At 48.1% G+C, this 16,283-nt stretch carries 12 protein-coding genes; 6 read left to right on the forward strand and 6 right to left on the reverse strand.

Features of this window, described 5'->3' with window-relative positions; genetic code table 11:
* The first annotated feature begins 2 nt into the window (after positions 1–2).
* A complete protein-coding gene (locus E2R66_RS14600; protein ID WP_133232099.1) occupies positions 3–473 on the forward strand; it encodes an Lrp/AsnC family transcriptional regulator in 471 nt (156 codons plus the stop codon).
* 273 nt (positions 474–746) lie between these two features.
* On the opposite strand, the gene E2R66_RS14605 is transcribed toward E2R66_RS14600, so the two are convergent.
* From E2R66_RS14605 to E2R66_RS14615, 3 genes are all read right to left on the reverse strand, one after another.
* Entirely contained in the window at positions 747–6,362 is a 5,616-nt protein-coding gene (locus E2R66_RS14605) for an alpha-2-macroglobulin family protein (RefSeq protein ID WP_133232097.1), read from the reverse strand.
* Between the two features lie 214 nt (positions 6,363–6,576).
* Complete coding sequence (locus tag E2R66_RS14610; protein ID WP_133232095.1) at positions 6,577–6,960, reverse strand: SRPBCC domain-containing protein; 384 nt, start codon at positions 6,958–6,960, stop codon at positions 6,577–6,579.
* Positions 6,961–7,123: 163 nt separating this feature from the next.
* Positions 7,124–7,717: an acetate uptake transporter gene (locus E2R66_RS14615; RefSeq protein WP_133232093.1), complete on the reverse strand. Its 594-nt coding sequence runs from the start codon at positions 7,715–7,717 to the stop codon at positions 7,124–7,126.
* 106 nt (positions 7,718–7,823) lie between these two features.
* On the opposite strand from E2R66_RS14615, the gene gpmA reads away from it, so the two are divergent.
* On the forward strand, positions 7,824–8,513 hold the full coding sequence (gene gpmA / locus E2R66_RS14620) for a 2,3-diphosphoglycerate-dependent phosphoglycerate mutase (protein ID WP_133232091.1): 690 nt from the start codon (positions 7,824–7,826) through the stop codon (positions 8,511–8,513).
* Positions 8,514–8,566: 53 nt separating this feature from the next.
* Here the strand turns inward: gpmA and E2R66_RS14625 are convergent, their stop codons facing one another.
* Entirely contained in the window at positions 8,567–11,461 is a 2,895-nt protein-coding gene (locus E2R66_RS14625) for an alpha/beta hydrolase family protein (protein WP_133232089.1), read from the reverse strand.
* A gap of 339 nt (positions 11,462–11,800) precedes the next feature.
* Here E2R66_RS14625 and E2R66_RS14630 point away from each other — a divergent pair, with 339 nt between their 5' ends.
* The 4 genes from E2R66_RS14630 to E2R66_RS14645 all read left to right on the forward strand — a co-directional run bounded on the left by E2R66_RS14630 (position 11,801) and on the right by E2R66_RS14645 (position 14,741).
* The gene (locus E2R66_RS14630) at positions 11,801–12,733 is read left to right on the forward strand and encodes a cation diffusion facilitator family transporter (protein ID WP_133232087.1); all 933 of its coding nucleotides are present in this window, start codon (positions 11,801–11,803) and stop codon (positions 12,731–12,733) included.
* A 44-nt stretch (positions 12,734–12,777) separates the two neighbouring features.
* Entirely contained in the window at positions 12,778–13,638 is an 861-nt protein-coding gene (locus E2R66_RS14635; protein ID WP_133232085.1) for an alpha/beta fold hydrolase, read from the forward strand.
* Positions 13,639–13,670: 32 nt separating this feature from the next.
* Positions 13,671–14,102 (forward strand): helix-turn-helix domain-containing protein, encoded by a 432-nt coding sequence (locus tag E2R66_RS14640; protein WP_204985932.1) that lies wholly within the window; start codon positions 13,671–13,673, stop codon positions 14,100–14,102.
* A gap of 225 nt (positions 14,103–14,327) precedes the next feature.
* On the forward strand, positions 14,328–14,741 hold the full coding sequence (locus E2R66_RS14645; RefSeq protein WP_133232083.1) for a VOC family protein: 414 nt from the start codon (positions 14,328–14,330) through the stop codon (positions 14,739–14,741).
* A 168-nt stretch (positions 14,742–14,909) separates the two neighbouring features.
* On the opposite strand, the gene E2R66_RS14650 is transcribed toward E2R66_RS14645, so the two are convergent.
* Together E2R66_RS14650 and E2R66_RS14655 are read right to left on the reverse strand one after the other, a co-directional pair.
* Positions 14,910–15,440: a 5' nucleotidase, NT5C type gene (locus E2R66_RS14650; RefSeq protein ID WP_133232081.1), complete on the reverse strand. Its 531-nt coding sequence runs from the start codon at positions 15,438–15,440 to the stop codon at positions 14,910–14,912.
* A gap of 110 nt (positions 15,441–15,550) precedes the next feature.
* The gene (locus tag E2R66_RS14655) at positions 15,551–16,261 is read right to left on the reverse strand and encodes a hypothetical protein (RefSeq protein WP_133232079.1); all 711 of its coding nucleotides are present in this window, start codon (positions 16,259–16,261) and stop codon (positions 15,551–15,553) included.
* Positions 16,262–16,283: the final 22 nt, after the last annotated feature.

Genomic DNA, 16,283 nt, shown 5'->3' on the forward strand with positions numbered 1-16,283 from the left:
CCATGGCAGCTGAATTAGATAAGATAGACCTCCAAATACTCAAGATATTACAGGAAAATGGCCGCATAACCAACCTGCAGCTATCCACCGAAATAGGGCTTTCACCGGCACCCACCCTGGAGCGCGTGCGCAAACTGGAGAACGCGGAATACATCAAAAGCTATCATGCTTTGGTAGATGAGGAGAAGCTGGGTCTTGGCATCAAGACGTTTATACAGATATCCTTAGATTTTCACCAGAAAAACACCATCCAAACCTTTTTGGATGAGATACAAACCATTAAGGAAGTTACCGAGTGCCACCACGTAACCGGCCAATGCGATTTTCTGCTGAAGGTTTACGTTCGCGACATTAAATCGTACGAACGCCTCATTATGGATAAAATCAGCCGAATTACGGTGGTAAAAACATTCCAAACCATGATGATCATGAGCACCAGCAAAAAAGAGCCGATAGTGCCGCTGGAATACTAGGCTACAGATGTGCAGATTGCGTATGTGCAGATTTCAGATGAAAAAAGCACGCATGCGAGATGGATACACAGATTGCAGCTATACAAAACGCCCCTCAAGCAAAGCTTGAGGGGCGTTTTGCGTTTTAACGCACAGCATTATTGCGTGTCAAGGAAGGTGCACTGTGCCCATAGTTATAAGGAGCGGATTTCGGCATACAAAATAGCGATGGGTTGAGCCCATCGCTATGATTACAGCTCTATTCAAAATCCGGAAAATCCGTTTAATACCGGTTTATTTCACCACCTCAACCCATTGCCCTTTCAGCAACGCATTTATATCGTGGTTGTACATGGCTTCACAGTAGGCCGCAGGTAGGTAATATTTACCGGCGTAGGCCGCATTTAGCATTACGTAGTAGGTTACTTCCGTTCCCTCGGTTAAACTGAAATAAGTATTCACCCGGTCGTCGCGTATGTCGCGATAATCAGAAGGCGACGATTTAAACGCCTCGTCGTTATTCAACATACGGGTGTTCAATATCTCCCAACCCGAAGGGAATATCTGCGTGAGTGCCATATTATCGTAGCGGCCGCGCTTGCCGGGGTTTTTGATATTCACCTGTGCCACAAAATCGGTTCCCTGTTTGAGGGTTGCAGGGTTAATTGGTTTGCCACCGAGTGTAGTGTAAGCAATGCGCATCTGTAGCACATCCGGGTTTATATAGGTTTTTATGTCCTGCCCCGATGATGGTTGCCCTTGCTGTATCAATCTTACGTATAGGCGGTTTGTACCATTATTCTTCATGGTTACGCTGCCACCGTTAGCTGCCAGGCCTGATTGCCATATATAGGATGCGGAATTGACACTAGCCGTTGTACTATTTGCCTGGTAGTTGAATTGCAGTTTTCCGCCGGGTTTGTTCTGCCCGCAGTATTCGGCTATGGCTACCAATGAGTAGGCTGTAGTTTGGGTACTATACCAGCTATCAGTTGAAAGCCTCGATGCAATGGTTCGCAGCAATGGCGCAGCTTTCTGGCGTTGCCCCAGCAGGGTAAGGGTTTCCAATATCATGGCTTCATCGCGTACGTCAGAGCCATAGGTGCCGTACATAGCGTTGTAAGGTGCAATGTTGGTTGGTAAACCGCTGATTATCCGTAAGCCAACCTCTGGTTGCCCGGCAAGTTTATAAGCGGCGGCTAAGCGCCAGCGTGCTTCTACGCTAATGTACTGGTATTCTTTCAGGCGGTTCATTGCACCTAATTCCGGCGAACCCGATAGTGCCAGCAGGAACAGGCGGTAAGCTTGCACCAGGTCGGTATAATAATAGCCATGGATGTTTGTCCGCGGGTCGGGCGACCAGTTTACCGCTTTCTGTTTTTGGTAACGTTTCCAGTCGTTCATTAAACCCGCAGGCAAACTATAGCCTTTTGCTTGTGCTGCCAATAAGAAATGGCCGGCGTAATTGGTTCCCCATTCATCGGCCTCACCGCCGTAACCCGGCCAGTAGGTTAAACCGCCACTCGGTGCTCTAAAGCCGTTTAAACGGTTAATAGTCATTTTTATGTTTCGGTCGGTTTCCGCTTTTTGGCGCGAAGAGAGATCAAGCAGCTGGCTTAAATACAATTGCGGAAAACCTGAAGAAGTAGTTTGCTCCACACAGCCATGTGGATAGGTGATGAGGTACTCCAATCGTTTACCCAGGTTAAGCGGCGGGATGCTGGCAACTTCCAGCGTTGCCTTGTTAGTGCCGTTTATACCTATTGACGTGTAAGGTGTTGCCCAGCTTTCGCCCGGTTTTAACTCTTTCTCCAGCACGCGCGTTACCGGCGGGTTAGGATTGCGTAGGTTCAACTCCACATCGTATGCTGTGCTTTCGCCGCCCGATTTTGCCGTGATCTTCACCTTACCGATGCCAACAAAATCCTTCACATCCAAATCAAATGTTACCAGCTGGTCGCCCGGCTTGGAAAAGTTTATAATCTTGGTATTTTTGCCTGCCAAATTGCTGAACACGTTGGACTGCACCTGCACCGTTACCTGTTTAATGTTATTCTCCATGGCAAATACCGTAACAGGCAGCTGTACTTTTTCTGATGGTCCCAGCACCCTTGGTATGGTAGCAAGTATCATCAACGGTTTCTTTACAGCCACTGCTTTTTCGGCAATGCCATACGCGCCATTGTGGCCGGCAATAACCATTGCTTTTACCGATCCAACGTATTGCGGCAGCGTAAATTTAGTAGTTTGGCTTTGGCCTTTATCCAAACTGAATGGCCCCAGGAATTTCACCACCGGTTTAAAGCGGTTCACGGTTACTTTTTTATTCACACCGCCGGTGCCATCGCCTCCGATACTCAGGATGCGCTCTAAACCCCCGCCAAATGCGCCGATAACATAATCAAATAAATCCCAGGTTTTTACGCCGAGGGCTTCGTGTGCATAAAACGCCTCATGCGGATCGGGCGTTTTATAGTTGGTGATATCCAGCAGGCCTTCATCAACAATGGCTATGGTATAGGTCATTGCCTTTCCGTTTGCTTCGGATACCGTGATGGCCGATTGCGTTTCCGGGCGGATCTTATCCGGCATGGTAATGACTGGCTTCAGTATTGTTTCGGGGTTATCCACGTTTAGCGGGATAGCGCCATACATGCGTATAGGCAAATCGTTTTTGGTTTGCGAGTGGCGCTGCAGCAGGGTTACGTTTACAAAAACGTTTGGTGCCATGGCCTCATCTACTTTAAAGGTGTAGCGGGTTTCGCCCTTTTTGGTATCGATCCAGATGGTTTTTAAAACTTTGCTGCCATTTTCAAAGCTGATGAGTGCATGTCCGTCGCCACCGGTTGGGATGGTAAGCGTAGCTTCCTCGCCAACTTTATAATTGGTTTTATCAGAGGTGAAGGAGAGCATTGCAGCCTCGGTTGGTGCGGTGTTCTGTAAGCGTTCAGACCAGTTTGGCCAATCCACGTACATGATTTTACCCGTAGAGTGCCCGGTTTCCGGGTCTTTTATGCGGATGAGGTAACGCCCCCAGTCGGCCTGCGGGATGCGGAGCGTGTATTTACCACGCCCGTTATTAAGGGTGACTGTGCCGGTTTTGATGAGCTTATTATACTTATCCTGTGTAAAGTTACTCATCTCGTCGCCCGTTTCGTCCCACCACCAGCGCCATTGTATTTTGTAGAGCTCCAGCTCTACGGTACGGGTGCCGGTAAACAATTTTCCCTTGGTATCTACATCGGCTATCTCAATATCGTGGTTTTTATCGGTAACCAGCATACCCGATAGTTCGCTGCCCTTGGGCGTTTTTAGCCCTACGTAACCAGCGTAAACATTATAATCCATTGCGGTTTGCTGCAAGCTAAAGTTGCCACCTGGTTCAAACACTTTTACCACAAAGTTGGCGCGTAACTGGCCCGGTGCCTGCTTGTCTACATTGATATCGGTATTCACATCTGCCAGGCCGTTCTCGTTCAGCCTGCCATTGAAAACGGTTTGTGTTTGGGTGTTGAAGGCGAGGGTAGGGTCGTCAAATTCGTAACCTTCAAAGCCTGCAAACTTTGTTTGTTTAGAAGACAGGAAGGCATCAACCTTGGTCTTTAAATTTTGCGCCGCGCCGCCAAACAGCCATTGTGCACTCAGCTTGCCGTTTGCGCCGCTGCCCTTGGTTAACTCCGTTGCCGCGCCAAAATCCAGTTTAAGCTTCATTCGGTTTGGCATAATGGTTTCTACCTTTATCTTCTTTTCGAAGGTGGCACCACCAACCTTTATCCGCGCCGACCAGTTGCCGGTGGGCGAGGTGGTCTCGGTAGCGGTATGGAAGCTGTAGAAACCGTCTATGGCGTTTGTACGGGTAAGTTTTTTATAAAGCTGCCCGTTAGGGTTGTACAGTTCAAACTCCACCGGGTGGTCGGCAGGAAGTGTCTTCAGCTTATCCTCCAAAATAAAGGTGGTGAATATCGAATCGCCGGGGCGCCATACGCCACGTTCGCCATAAATAAAACCTTTCAGCCCGTTTTGTACTTGTTCGCCACCAACGTTAAAGCGGGAAAGCGGCAGCGAGCTACCATCATCCAGCTTCAAGTAGCCACGTTCCTTGCCGTGTTTGGCAACCAGCAGGTAAGGCTTGCGTTTCACCTCCAGTTTGGCCATGCCATCACCATCCGATGTCACTTTGCTTATCACCTGTTTCTGGTAATCCAGCAACTCCAGGTCTACGCCTTTCATCGGCTCTGCCGTTAAAATATTGGTTACCGCAATAGTGATGTTGTTATCGCTTCCGCGCTTTACAATGAGGCCAATATTGGAGGCAATAATATTGCGGATGGCCCAGCGGTCTTTAGTAAAGTAGGAATTATCGCAAGGGTCGGCACGTTTTTGCCAATCGTAACCTTCCGGATAATAATTATCATACCTCGCCCAAAAATCGTCATCCTCGTCGCTTACATTGTTGGTGTTGCCGCCATATTCGTTATAGTATTCGTCGCCGTCGCTTTCTTCATCATCGCCTTTTAGTGCTACGGGGCTGCCCGCTTTGCAATTGTACAGCGAGTATTCCTGCCTGAAACCGATCACCACCCGGTAAATAGCGCCCGGTTCGGCACGGAAAAGCCTATCCACATCCAACATAAAGCGGTTCTTTTTGTGGAGGTTGAGGCCTTTATCAGCGGTAAGGCTGATCGTTTTCTGTAGGATAGGTTTGCCCACCTGCCTTAGCTCGTTGCCGCCATCAAACCCGTTACCCTGGAAATATTGCGGCACGTTATTCTCATAAATTTTGATGATACTTACATCTACCGCCTTCAGGTTAACGGCCTCGAATGGCATCATTAATTTACCCGAATCGGGCAGGATAACGCCTTTGCCAGGGATGGTTACCGCAGGCAGGCGGTTCTCGAAGAACACATTGGCTGTATAGCTTTTATTTATCTTTTTGTGGAATACGCTTTCTACGCCCTCGTTCACCACTATGCCAAAATTACCTTCAAGTCTTTCGGGTGCGTAAACTTTTATCACGCTGCCGTCTATCGTATAAGCAGGTTCGTTTACGCCGGCAATGGTGATCAGCCCGCTCAGTTCCTGTCCAACCATTATCGGGTCTGAAAACTGCACGGCTACGTACTGGTCGTTATCCTGCACGGCTTTTATATCTAATACCTTAAAATCGCCAATTGCCGGTACATCAAAGCTTTGATCACCGTTTTTTTCAATATCCAACCCGCTGCCATCCCAGTTAACCTTGATGGGGGCGGAAATAGCAGCGCGTTTAATTCCGTTGATGGTGAACCGGTGTAATTTGTTGGCCGGATTATGCTGCCACGTTAACGTTACCGGGCTATCATAACTGGCCGTGAGTATTTTTTCTATCTTTTCCTGGTTCTCAACATCGGCGGTTTGAATGCAGCCGGCAAGCTTCATCATATCGGAAGAGCTGTTGGTGGCACTGGTTAAACCTGCAAAGGTTACACTAAAATCGGGCCTGATAGTTTGAAAATCGAACTTAAAGTGTTCGAATTCGCCATCTACTTTTATCAATTTGCCCAATTTGAACTGTGCATCGTATTTTTTATCCGGATCGAGTTTGCCTTCGGGGCGGAACTCGATGGTGCGCTCGTCTATCCAATAAGCCTTTCCTTTGATAGACGGAGAAAATTCAAATATATCGTCGCTTAGCTCTTCGCCGCGTGTATGCGTTACCTGCACCTCGCCGGCCAGCTTGATGCGTATACTACTTTGCTTGGAAATTACCCCTGTAGTGTACGATTCTATATATCGGCTGAACTCTGCGCCGCCCTTCTTACGGTTGTTGGCACGGATGAGAGAAATACTTATGGCGATAAGGATCAGTGTTGCAGCCACAATGGCCGGCCCTCTTCGCGAACGGAAAAGGTTGTAAATGTAGTTCATGGAATAGGCGCGTTATTTTCCATGAATTTAGGTAACTTTTATCGAATAAATATTGAGTTATTGAATAAATATTTTCGTGAAGTGGAATTGAGAAAAAATTGCCTTACGGTGGCTTACAGCCAGAAATTTACGCTGCTACGGGCAGGCAAACGAGAGCGTTTTTTGTGCTCTTTACACGCGGTATGACGATAAGGGTTTAAAGAGTAATTCCTGCTTATCCTTCCGAAAAGAAATCCACCAAACTGCCGAAGTAGGCCTCATTCCAGCCTTCAGAGATGTCGTAGAAGTCGCTATCGGGGATATTGGTATGGCGTAGCTCTACCGAGGTGCCGTGCTTATCGGCGTGCAGTTTTATGGTGACGATAGATTCATCGGACTGCCCGTCGAAATACCATTGCTGTACGATCTTTTTGTTTTCCTCAAACTCCAGGTTTTTGCCTACGATGCTGCCTTCCCACATGGAAAACTCCGAACCGGGGATGGTTGACATTTCGGCTTCTTCGCCAGTCCACAATTGGATGGTGATGGGGTTGGTAAGCGCCATATATAGCTCCTCTGGCGTGGCCGGGATTACGTAGTATTTTTTGAGGTCTTTCACGGGTGCAAGTTAGGAAGAAAAAATAACAGGAATAGCTTATTGTCTGAACTCGAATTTTAAGGAATTTAAAGAATATGCAGAATAAAACGCGAATAAATAACGCATTCTGCCCATTTTATGAATTCCCTATAATTCGAGTTCAGAAAAAAATTACGCCCAAATGCTATTTACTCTCTACCGATCCTATTGGTAACACCACCCGACCGTAAACCTCATTTAACACCCCGGCGATGCCGGTGTAAATGGCAGATAACCCGCAAATGATGCCTTCGTAACCGGCAAGCTTGGTGATGTCTTTGTTGCCCGTAGCATCGCCTATGGCCAGTAGTGCGAACAACACCGTGAGTGATGCGAAGACAAATTGCAAGGCGCGGTTCAGTTTCAATGTGCCGAAGAACAGGCAAAAGGTAAAGAAACCCCAGATGCTAAGGTAGGCAACCATAGCACCTTCGGTTGGTTTGGTTCCCCAGCCCAGTTTAGGCATCACGATGAGGCCTACCAGCGATAGCCAGAAAAAGCCGTAGGAGGTAAAAGCCGTTAGGCCGAACGTATTGTTCTTTTTGGCTTCGATTACGCCGGCGATAACCTGCGCCAGTCCGCCGTAAAATATGCCCATGCCTAATATCATGGTATTCATTTCATAAAAGCCGGCATTGTGGATATTCAATAATACGGTGGTCATACCGAAGGCGCAAAGGCCAAGTGGTGCAGGGTTGGCTATGCCATCCTTCACAACAACAGGAGTAGTTGGGATCATGTGCTAAAAGGTTTTAAATTTGGTTTATGCATGCAAGCTAATTTATTTACACCTAAATAGCAATTATTATTAAACTCAATTGCCCATTGCCCGTTAACTTAGCATTATGCAGAAACTCGTGTTGATTCGCCATGGCGAAAGTGTTTGGAACAAAGAGAACCGTTTTACCGGGTGGACGGATGTAGACTTGTCTGAAGAGGGAGCAGAACAATCCAAACGTGCCGGTCAGTTGCTGGCCAAACATGGGTACACCTTCGATATAGGCTTTACATCGGTGCTGAAACGCTCCATCAAAACCATGCATTTTGTGTTGGAAGAGCTTGACCATCTGTGGATACCCGTACATAAATCCTGGCGGTTGAATGAACGCTTTTATGGCGCACTGCAGGGCCTCAATAAAGACGAAACCGTTGCCAAATATGGTGAGGAACAGGTACACAAATGGCGCCGCGACCCCAAAGAACATCCGCCGGCCATAACCGAGCAGGACGAGCGTTTCCCGGGCAATTACCTGCGCTATAACGACCTTACTTACCGCGAACTACCGCTCACCGAAAACCTGAGCGAAACCATGACGCGGGCATTGCCCTTTTGGCACGAATCCATCGTGCCCGCCATCCGCGATGGTAAAAAGGTGGTCATCTGCGCGCACGGCAACAGCCTGCGGGCGCTTATACAATATATAGATAACTTAAGCGATGAGGAAGTGGCCAAACTGGATATTCCTACCGCCACACCGTGGGTGTATGAGCTGGATGATAGGCTGAACCAGATAAGGCATTATTATTTGGAGTAAGCCAGCCCCCTCTAAATCTCCCCCGGAAGGGGAGACTTTTAATATAGCCCTCCCTACTGGGCAGGGTTGGGAGGGGCCAATTCCAATCCCCAATCCTTACCCTTATTTACGGCAGGCACGCCTTTATCCAGCCAAACAGGCAGGGGTTCGCCTTTAAGGAAATGGCCGAAGAACTGCGCTTCGCGGATGCTGATGTCTTTGCGGTTCTGGCGTTTTACCAGGTTATGCGCCTCATCATTGTATTGCAGCAGCCACACGGGTTTGTTAAGCCTGCGCAATGCGGTGAACATTTCTATACCCTGGTACCAAGGCACCGCGCCATCAGCATCGTTGCTCATGATCACCACCGGAGTTTGTACTTTGGGGAATTGGAAGAGAGGTGAGTTCTCGATATATAGTTCGGGTTTTTCCCAAAGCGTTGCACCGATACGGCTCTGCGTTTTTTCGTACTGGAACTGGCGGTTTACACCGCTTTCCCAGCGGATGCCGCCGTAGGCCGAGGTCATGTTGGCAACCGGTGCGCCTGCCCAAGCAGCGGCGTACATATTGGTTTGGGTAATAAGGTAGGCCACCTGGTAGCCGCCCCAGCTTTGGCCCTGTATGCCGATGTGAGCGCCATCAACCCAGCTGTTTTTCTTTAAAGCCTCCACGCCGGAGTTTACGAATTCTACCGCCGATGCGCCGGGATGCCCGTTTATATAGCTGATATCCGGCGCAAAAACCAGATAGCCGTTGCTTACGAACCACGATATGGGCAAGCGTGATGGCGTAGGGGCAGGGGCCTGGTAGGCGTAAAGCCCATCGCTCAGTTTCTCGTAGAAGTAGGCAATCATGGGGTACTTTTTATTGGGGTCAAAATCTTCCGGCTTGTATAGGATGCCTTTTGATTTAAAGCCTTTTGGCGTGGTCCAGCGCACAAGCTCTGCCGTACCCCAGTTGTAATTAGCCTGCTGCGGGTTAATGGTGCTTAGTTTGGTTTCTTTCAGTAAATCCCCCGAAATATATAAGTCCGGCGACTGCGTGTAACTGGCTTTAGTATAAATAAATACATCTGTATTTTTGGCTTTTTGCAGGCTGCTGTAGCTCATGGGTGCTACAATGATTTTTTTAGGGTCGCCGGGCGTGCCGAGCGTTTTGGTGTAATAGCCCCAATGTTTATCCTCTTCGTTTTGGGCGATGAGCCAAATCGGTTTCTTCGGGTCGATGAATTTCTCTTCGCTGTCTGTAGGCCTATAGCGGAAGGTTATCTTATTGTGGCGACCGAAATTGTTAGTGAGGCTAACCGCGTGGCCCGAAGCAGGGTCTATGCTCCAGATATCGTACCGATCGTATATCAGCACGGTCTTGTCGTCTTTCTCCCACCCTGCAATACCGTAAGCGCCGGGGTCATCGGGTACGTCGTTTTCTTCGTCGCCCATTTTTACACCCGTTGCAGCCGTTAAATTCAGTTTTTTGCCGTTGGCGATGGTGTAAGAATACCAGTTTTGTGTTTTAGAATCGAACCAAGCAACGTATTTCCCTGCGGGAGATATGCGGTAACTGGCCTTTGCGCGGGCATTGATGCGGATATGTTCGCCGGTTTTAGTGTTGATGAGAAAGGCTTCCTGCTGCGAGCCGCCTTCCCATTGTGATTGTACCCGCGCGCCGGTATCTGCAAGGCCCAATACATAGTCGCCGTTGTTATTATCAGGCAGCGCTACGTCGCGTATGTTCTCGTCGCCCAGCTGGACTAACTTCTGTTCACCTACGCCGGGGCGGATAACCGCGAGGTAGCTGCGCTTCAGTTCGCGCTGCAGGTTTTTTAGTTGGTAGGGCTGCAGGTAATCGTCTTTATAGTTCCATATATCCAGCCTGGCGGTTTCAAAATCTACCAGGGTGGTATCGGCAGGCTTAGGGATGGGGGCGGTGCCGAAGAACAGGTTAGTGCCATCCTTGCTGAAAAATACACGGCCATCGCCGCTTGTGGACCAGTTGGCCGGCATACCTTTTGTTCCCCCTGTAGCAATAACATCCGCGCTATCTTTTGCACTGTTGTAATAGTAAAGCTTAAAGGGTTTTACCTGCGCTTTTTCGGGGTTCTTTTCTGCAGTGAAGGCCAGTTGTTTCCCGGCATCGTCAAAGGCCAGGTTACGGTAATTACCTCGCCCGGTGCTTACGACCTTCAGGCTATCCTTTTCAATATCATAAACAAATAGGCCTGACACTATATCTTTAGATTTTTTTGGCTTTACAGGCATCTGCTTTTCAATATCATATAAAAACTCTCCGGTATTGGCATGCTTAGGTTTCTTGGGTGCCGTTACCGAAAACGCCAGTAGTTTTCCGTCTTTGCTCAAGATATAATCGCTTACGTATTTAAAAGTGCGTGTTTTGCCGGTAAGCAGTTGCCTTAGGGTGAGTTCGGCGCCATCCTTCACAGGCGGAGCAATGGTGGTAGCTACGGCTTTTTTTGAAGTGTCGCCCGCCGCTGGTGCCTTAACCGTGTCGGCGGGGGAGAGGTAGGCGATAACCGAGGCTTTCTCCGCTATCTTAAACGAGCGGATCGCCGGTATTTTATCTACTGTGCCACTGCCTGTTAAGGTAATGCCCAGTGTATCCTTAGGGAATTCGTTGGGTTTCTTCTTTTTTATTTTTGCCTGGCGGATGTCTTTAAAAAACGGGCGGATCATAAACACAGCGTATTTAGAGTCGGCCGTAAAGCGGGCGGTATCTGCACGGGGCACAGCAAAAGGCTTTTTGTTTTTGGCATCTGTAAGTACCAGGTTGGCATCGCCCTCCTGCGGTTTTACTACGTAAAGCACCCATTTACCATCGTTGCTAATTAATGGGTTGCTGATACTTTGCCAGCCATCGTAAACCGATTGGTCGAGCGGTTTTTTAGAATTTTTTTGCGCAAATGTGTTGATGCAGACCAGTAAGAGCAAGGCGGGGAGTAGTGTTTTTTTCATAACAGACGGTAAACCTTAAAGATGCTAAAATTTAGGTGCGACCGACCTTTTGAAATGAAAAAGTTACAGTTTAGCTTACTGTGTCTTTTGATTGTTCGGGCCTCTGAACCTGTTTCTTATCGCTCGCATAATTGACTCACCCCGTCGGCACTCCGTGCGTCGACTCTCTGCTTCGCAAAGAGGGTAAGGAGAAGGAAAAAAAAGAAAAAAGCCCCAATGTCTCCCCTTCTTTGCGTAGCAGAGATGAGGGCAGGGATTGAGTCGACTCTCGACGCGGACATCATATAAAATTCATCACTGTAAAACAATCGACCGTTTGGCTCATTATACAGCCAGATTATGGCTTCATCTAAAACATCCATTTACGCCGCGCTTGCGGCAAACCTGCTTATTGCTGTAACCAAGTTTGTAGCGGGCGGCATCAGCAATAGCGCCGCCATGGTGTCCGAGGGAGTGCACTCGTTGGTAGATACGGTTAACGAATTGTTCCTGCTGCTAGGTTTAGCACGGAGTAAAAAACTGCCTGATGCTACCCACCCCTTTGGATACGGCAAAGAGCTTTACTTTTGGTCCTTCATTGTGTCTATCATGATTTTCGGTCTGGGTGGGGGCGTTTCAATCTATCAGGGCATCGCCCACATCATCAAGCCCGAAGCATTGGGCGACCCAACCATCAATTACTGGGTGCTGTCGCTCTCAATCGTGTTCGAGGGAGCCTCGCTCATTGTTGCTGTAAAGCAGTTTAACCAGGTTCGTGGCGATAGACCGTTCTGGCAAGCGGTGGTAAGAAGCAAAGACCCGTCCAGCTTTTTGGTTTTGTTTGAGGATGCGGCGGCGGTTGCCGGCTTATTCGTGGTGATGATATGTGTTTACCTCAGCCACCGTTTCAACCAGCCTTATATCGATGGCGTGGCATCGCTGCTGGTGGGGCTGATATTGATTGTGGTATCGGCCATTTTAGCGCGGGAGAGCCGCAGCCTGCTGATGGGCGAGGGGGTATCTACCCAAACGCGGGATAAGATTTGCCGCATCGTAGAAAACGACCAGGATGTGGTTAAGGTGATGCATATCCTATCTACCTATCAATCGCCATCAGAAGTGCTGCTGATGCTCATTGTGGCTTTTAACGAAAAGATGGATACATCGGATATCAATGTGGCTATCGATCGCATCCGCGACCAGGTGAAGGCCGAGTTTAAATTTGTGCGTTTTGTGGTGATACAGCCTGAAAGCCTGGAGCACCACGTTTTATGGAACGACGAAAGCTACTAAGCTGCGGGTAATTCTATAGCTTTGCTTTACAGCACATCCATCCGATGAAAAAACTAAAACAGATTCTAGCACAGGTAAAAGCTGCCAACGATACCGACCCCGCATATATCGACCTGCTTTGGCAGCTCATCTGCTACTCGCCAAAAATGCCCCTGCGCTTGCTGCAGCAACAAATGCTGGATGAAGCAGAGCGATTTACCCTCAGCACTTACGATGAGCATTTTACCCATACCGATTTAACCTTTAACGGGTTTATATGGGGTAGTGGTGGGCGCACCATTATGATAACGCACGGCTGGGGCTCCAAAGCGGCAGATTTTATGGAGCTGATTGCAGCCCTTCGTGAGATACCCGATACCAACATTATTGCTTTCGACGTGCCCGGCAACGGCAGTTCGGAAGCCGAATTATCAAACGGGGCTTTGTTTTCCGGAGCGGCAGAAGCGGTTATTGCCGAATATGGTATGCCGGATGTGCTGATAGGCCACTCGATGGGCGGCATGGCCAACACGGTGGCTTTAAATAGCTTTGCTGCAAGGCCCCATCTTCTTATCAGTATAACCCCGCTAATCCGCCTGAAAGAAAATTTCGAAAACAGCATGACAGCCGTTGGTGTTGCCCCTGCATGGCAACAAGCTTACCTGGAAAGCTTTACCGAGCTGGTAGGTCGCCCGGCATCTGATTACGATTTGGATAAATTTTACCAGTTCGATGCGGAATTAGCGCATCTGCTGCTGTATGATGATGTCGATTTGATTTCGCCCTATCCCTTTATGCACGATTTTTTGGAGAAACGCCCCTTTATCCAGAGCCAAAACTTTCCAGGTGCAGGGCACGAGCGCATCATCAAATCGCCGGAGGTGATCGCTTTGATCATAGCCAAAATAAACGCAATTTTAGAATAGTCGCATTCAATCCCTTTGGGTAAATTTGATAGATGAACATGCAAGCCGATGCGCTTTACCCCAAAATGTATCTCTACCGGCGCGTGGTGCAGGCCAAGTTGTTTATAGATACCCATTATCATCAACCCTTGAATTTAGATGATATTGCCGACGAGGCCTATTTTTCCAAATTCCACTTCATCCGCCTGTTTAAGTCCACCTATGGCAAAACGCCGCATCAGTATCTGATTGCGGTACGTATTACCAATGCGCAGCGGCTGCTGAAAAGTGGTATGCCGGTGACTGATGCCTGCTACACCATCGGTTTTGATAGCCTGAGTTCGTTTTCGGCATTATTTAAACGGTTGGTAAAGCAATCGCCATCGGCATGGCAACAGGCAGAACTGAAGCGTGATGCCGAAATCAAAAAAGCTCCGTTGAATTTTATACCCAATTGCTTTGCGGAGATGAACGGGTGGGTATAATCGATTGGCTTTGTATAAATAAATCGTCATCCCGAATTTATTTCGGGACCCCACACGGCAGGTCGCCGTCATGCAAAGCGGCTTAGCTAAGTGGCCACTTTTATGATGGGGTTCTGAAACAAGTTCAGAATGACGGCCGCCTTTCCCCAACGCAAAAACTTCGCAATTTTCGATAACCCAATCTCGTCGTCTTACCTCATCTTTACCCCATAAACAAATAACCATATGATTACCAAACTTAACCACGTGAGCATCTTCGTGCTCGACCAGGACAGCGCTTACGATTTTTATGTAAACAAACTGGGTTTTAAGGTGCATACCGATGCCAGCATGGGTCCCGGCATGCGTTGGCTCACCGTTTGCCCGCCCGAACAACCTGATCTGGAAATTACGCTGATGGCCATCAGCGAGGGCATGATGTTTAAGCAGGAAGCTGCCACCCAAATGCGTGATCTGGTGAGCAAAGGCACTTTCGGTTTCGGCGTATTCGAATGCAACGATTTGCTGGCCACCTACGAAGAACTAAAGGCAAAAGGCGTGGAATTTACTAAAGTGCCCACCAAAGAGTTCTATGGCTTTGAGGCCCTGTTTAAAGATGACTCGGGGAACTGGTTTTCGTTGGGGGAGAAAGCAAAATAGCTTTTTTAACCACAAAGTACGCAAAGATTTGCAAGGCGTATATTCGCAAAGGGCACAAAGAAAAAAAATAAAAGCAGCAGTTTTTTAATTTAATGACTGTTAACCAGCTACTATGGCTTTGTTCCCTTTGTGTTTTTCCCTCTGTGTTCTTTGTGGTTAAATCGCAAATTATGCCTCTTCTACTAATAATTTTATCACCTCATCCCAGTTATTCACCCTTTGGTGGTGGTTATAATTCACGTTGTGGAAGGAGTGAAACATGAGGGTTTTGCCTTTAAAATTGTCGAGGTTTTTGAGGTGGTCATCAATCATGTAATCGGTGTTGATAATGCTTTTATCGCCGCAGAAAACAATATTGCGCCAACTAATAAATGGGAAGTTGAGCCTTAGCCATTCGTGTTTTTCGGTAAGGCTAAGCGGGAACTCCATCGCCGCCGAAACAATGTACACCTCATAGGTTTCCATCAGTTTTTTTACTGCCTCCACAGCGCCCTCCATCACAGGTGCGGTTAAGAAAAAACCCGGCGTAAAAGCGAATTTGCGGGCTGCCCCGGCCTCAGGAAACAAGGTTTCCTCGGTTTTGCCGGCTATATCGTCCTTGGTAAAAAGCACGCCGTATTCGCTATGGTAAAGGTTTAAAAAATGCTGGTCTACATCGGCAATAACGCCGTCCATATCTATCGCTATCGATTTTTTCATGTTTCGGGGGGGGATTTGTCAACTTTTTAAAAGTTGACAAATTTGGTTCACTCTTTTTTATTTGATGAGCAAAGGATTTTAAAAACTACTCACCAATCTCTATTCACCACTCACTGCTTATGACTAGCCTTTACTTTGTTAAAATAATCAACCAGTTTATCCATGTTGCGCAAGCCGAAACGCCCTGCCCGCAGTTGCTCCACCACTTCCGGTTCATCGCCCATTACTTCGCTCATTACGTCTACAAAGTTATCTTCGGTAAGGTGCCTCATGGTAGCCGTATTGGTGCCGTAATAATAGCTTAGCTGCGATTTATCGCCTTTGCCGCCACCGCCACCTCCGCCAATATTGATACCTACGCCTCCGCCAAGGCCACCGCCGTAACCGCCGCCGCCCGTACTAAGGCCCAAACTAGGCGCAAATGATACCTTTTTACCTGTACCGCTGCCACTACCTGCGCCACGCGTGGCGTATATTTTAGTTTCTTCGTTTACTACAACGCGGACGAAATCGAGCTCCTTTTTGGCCCAGGTTTCGTTGCCGGGAGCGTGGGCCACTACGAAGCTGTCTTTGCCAACCACATACGCCTGCAAATCGCTGGTGCTGAGTTTGTAGGGGGTGGACTTGTCGGCATCCTTAAATTCTATGAAGCCCTCATTTTTGATGGGGCCGGTACCGGCAGGGTTGGGGATGATGAAACCATCGTACCGCACGCCTTTTACATCGATAAAATAGCCGGGCTGCCATTTTTGGGCAAAAGCGCTTAGGTTTGTTAAAAGAATAACTGCCGCGAGGGAAATATATTTTTTTAAAGAATACATTGTTAATTTTCTTGTTTGCCTA

The organism is Mucilaginibacter psychrotolerans, from assembly GCF_004519315.1.
GTDB classification, from domain to species: Bacteria; Bacteroidota; Bacteroidia; order Sphingobacteriales; family Sphingobacteriaceae; genus Mucilaginibacter; species Mucilaginibacter psychrotolerans.

What these genes read in the sequence shown, in the direction of transcription:
- E2R66_RS14650 (WP_133232081.1), bottom strand. Translation starts at nt 15,440, where the DNA reads ATGAAAAAATCGATAGCGATAGATATGGACGGCGTTATTGCCGATGTA.
- gpmA (WP_133232091.1), top strand. Translation starts at nt 7,824, where the DNA reads ATGCAGAAACTCGTGTTGATTCGCCATGGCGAAAGTGTTTGGAACAAA.
- E2R66_RS14625 (WP_133232089.1), bottom strand. Translation starts at nt 11,461, where the DNA reads ATGAAAAAAACACTACTCCCCGCCTTGCTCTTACTGGTCTGCATCAAC.
- E2R66_RS14655 (WP_133232079.1), bottom strand. Translation starts at nt 16,261, where the DNA reads ATGTATTCTTTAAAAAAATATATTTCCCTCGCGGCAGTTATTCTTTTA.
- E2R66_RS14600 (WP_133232099.1), top strand. Translation starts at nt 3, where the DNA reads ATGGCAGCTGAATTAGATAAGATAGACCTCCAAATACTCAAGATATTA.
- E2R66_RS14635 (WP_133232085.1), top strand. Translation starts at nt 12,778, where the DNA reads ATGAAAAAACTAAAACAGATTCTAGCACAGGTAAAAGCTGCCAACGAT.
- E2R66_RS14630 (WP_133232087.1), top strand. Translation starts at nt 11,801, where the DNA reads ATGGCTTCATCTAAAACATCCATTTACGCCGCGCTTGCGGCAAACCTG.
- E2R66_RS14605 (WP_133232097.1), bottom strand. Translation starts at nt 6,362, where the DNA reads ATGAACTACATTTACAACCTTTTCCGTTCGCGAAGAGGGCCGGCCATT.
- E2R66_RS14645 (WP_133232083.1), top strand. Translation starts at nt 14,328, where the DNA reads ATGATTACCAAACTTAACCACGTGAGCATCTTCGTGCTCGACCAGGAC.
- E2R66_RS14640 (WP_204985932.1), top strand. Translation starts at nt 13,671, where the DNA reads ATGAACATGCAAGCCGATGCGCTTTACCCCAAAATGTATCTCTACCGG.
- E2R66_RS14615 (WP_133232093.1), bottom strand. Translation starts at nt 7,717, where the DNA reads ATGATCCCAACTACTCCTGTTGTTGTGAAGGATGGCATAGCCAACCCT.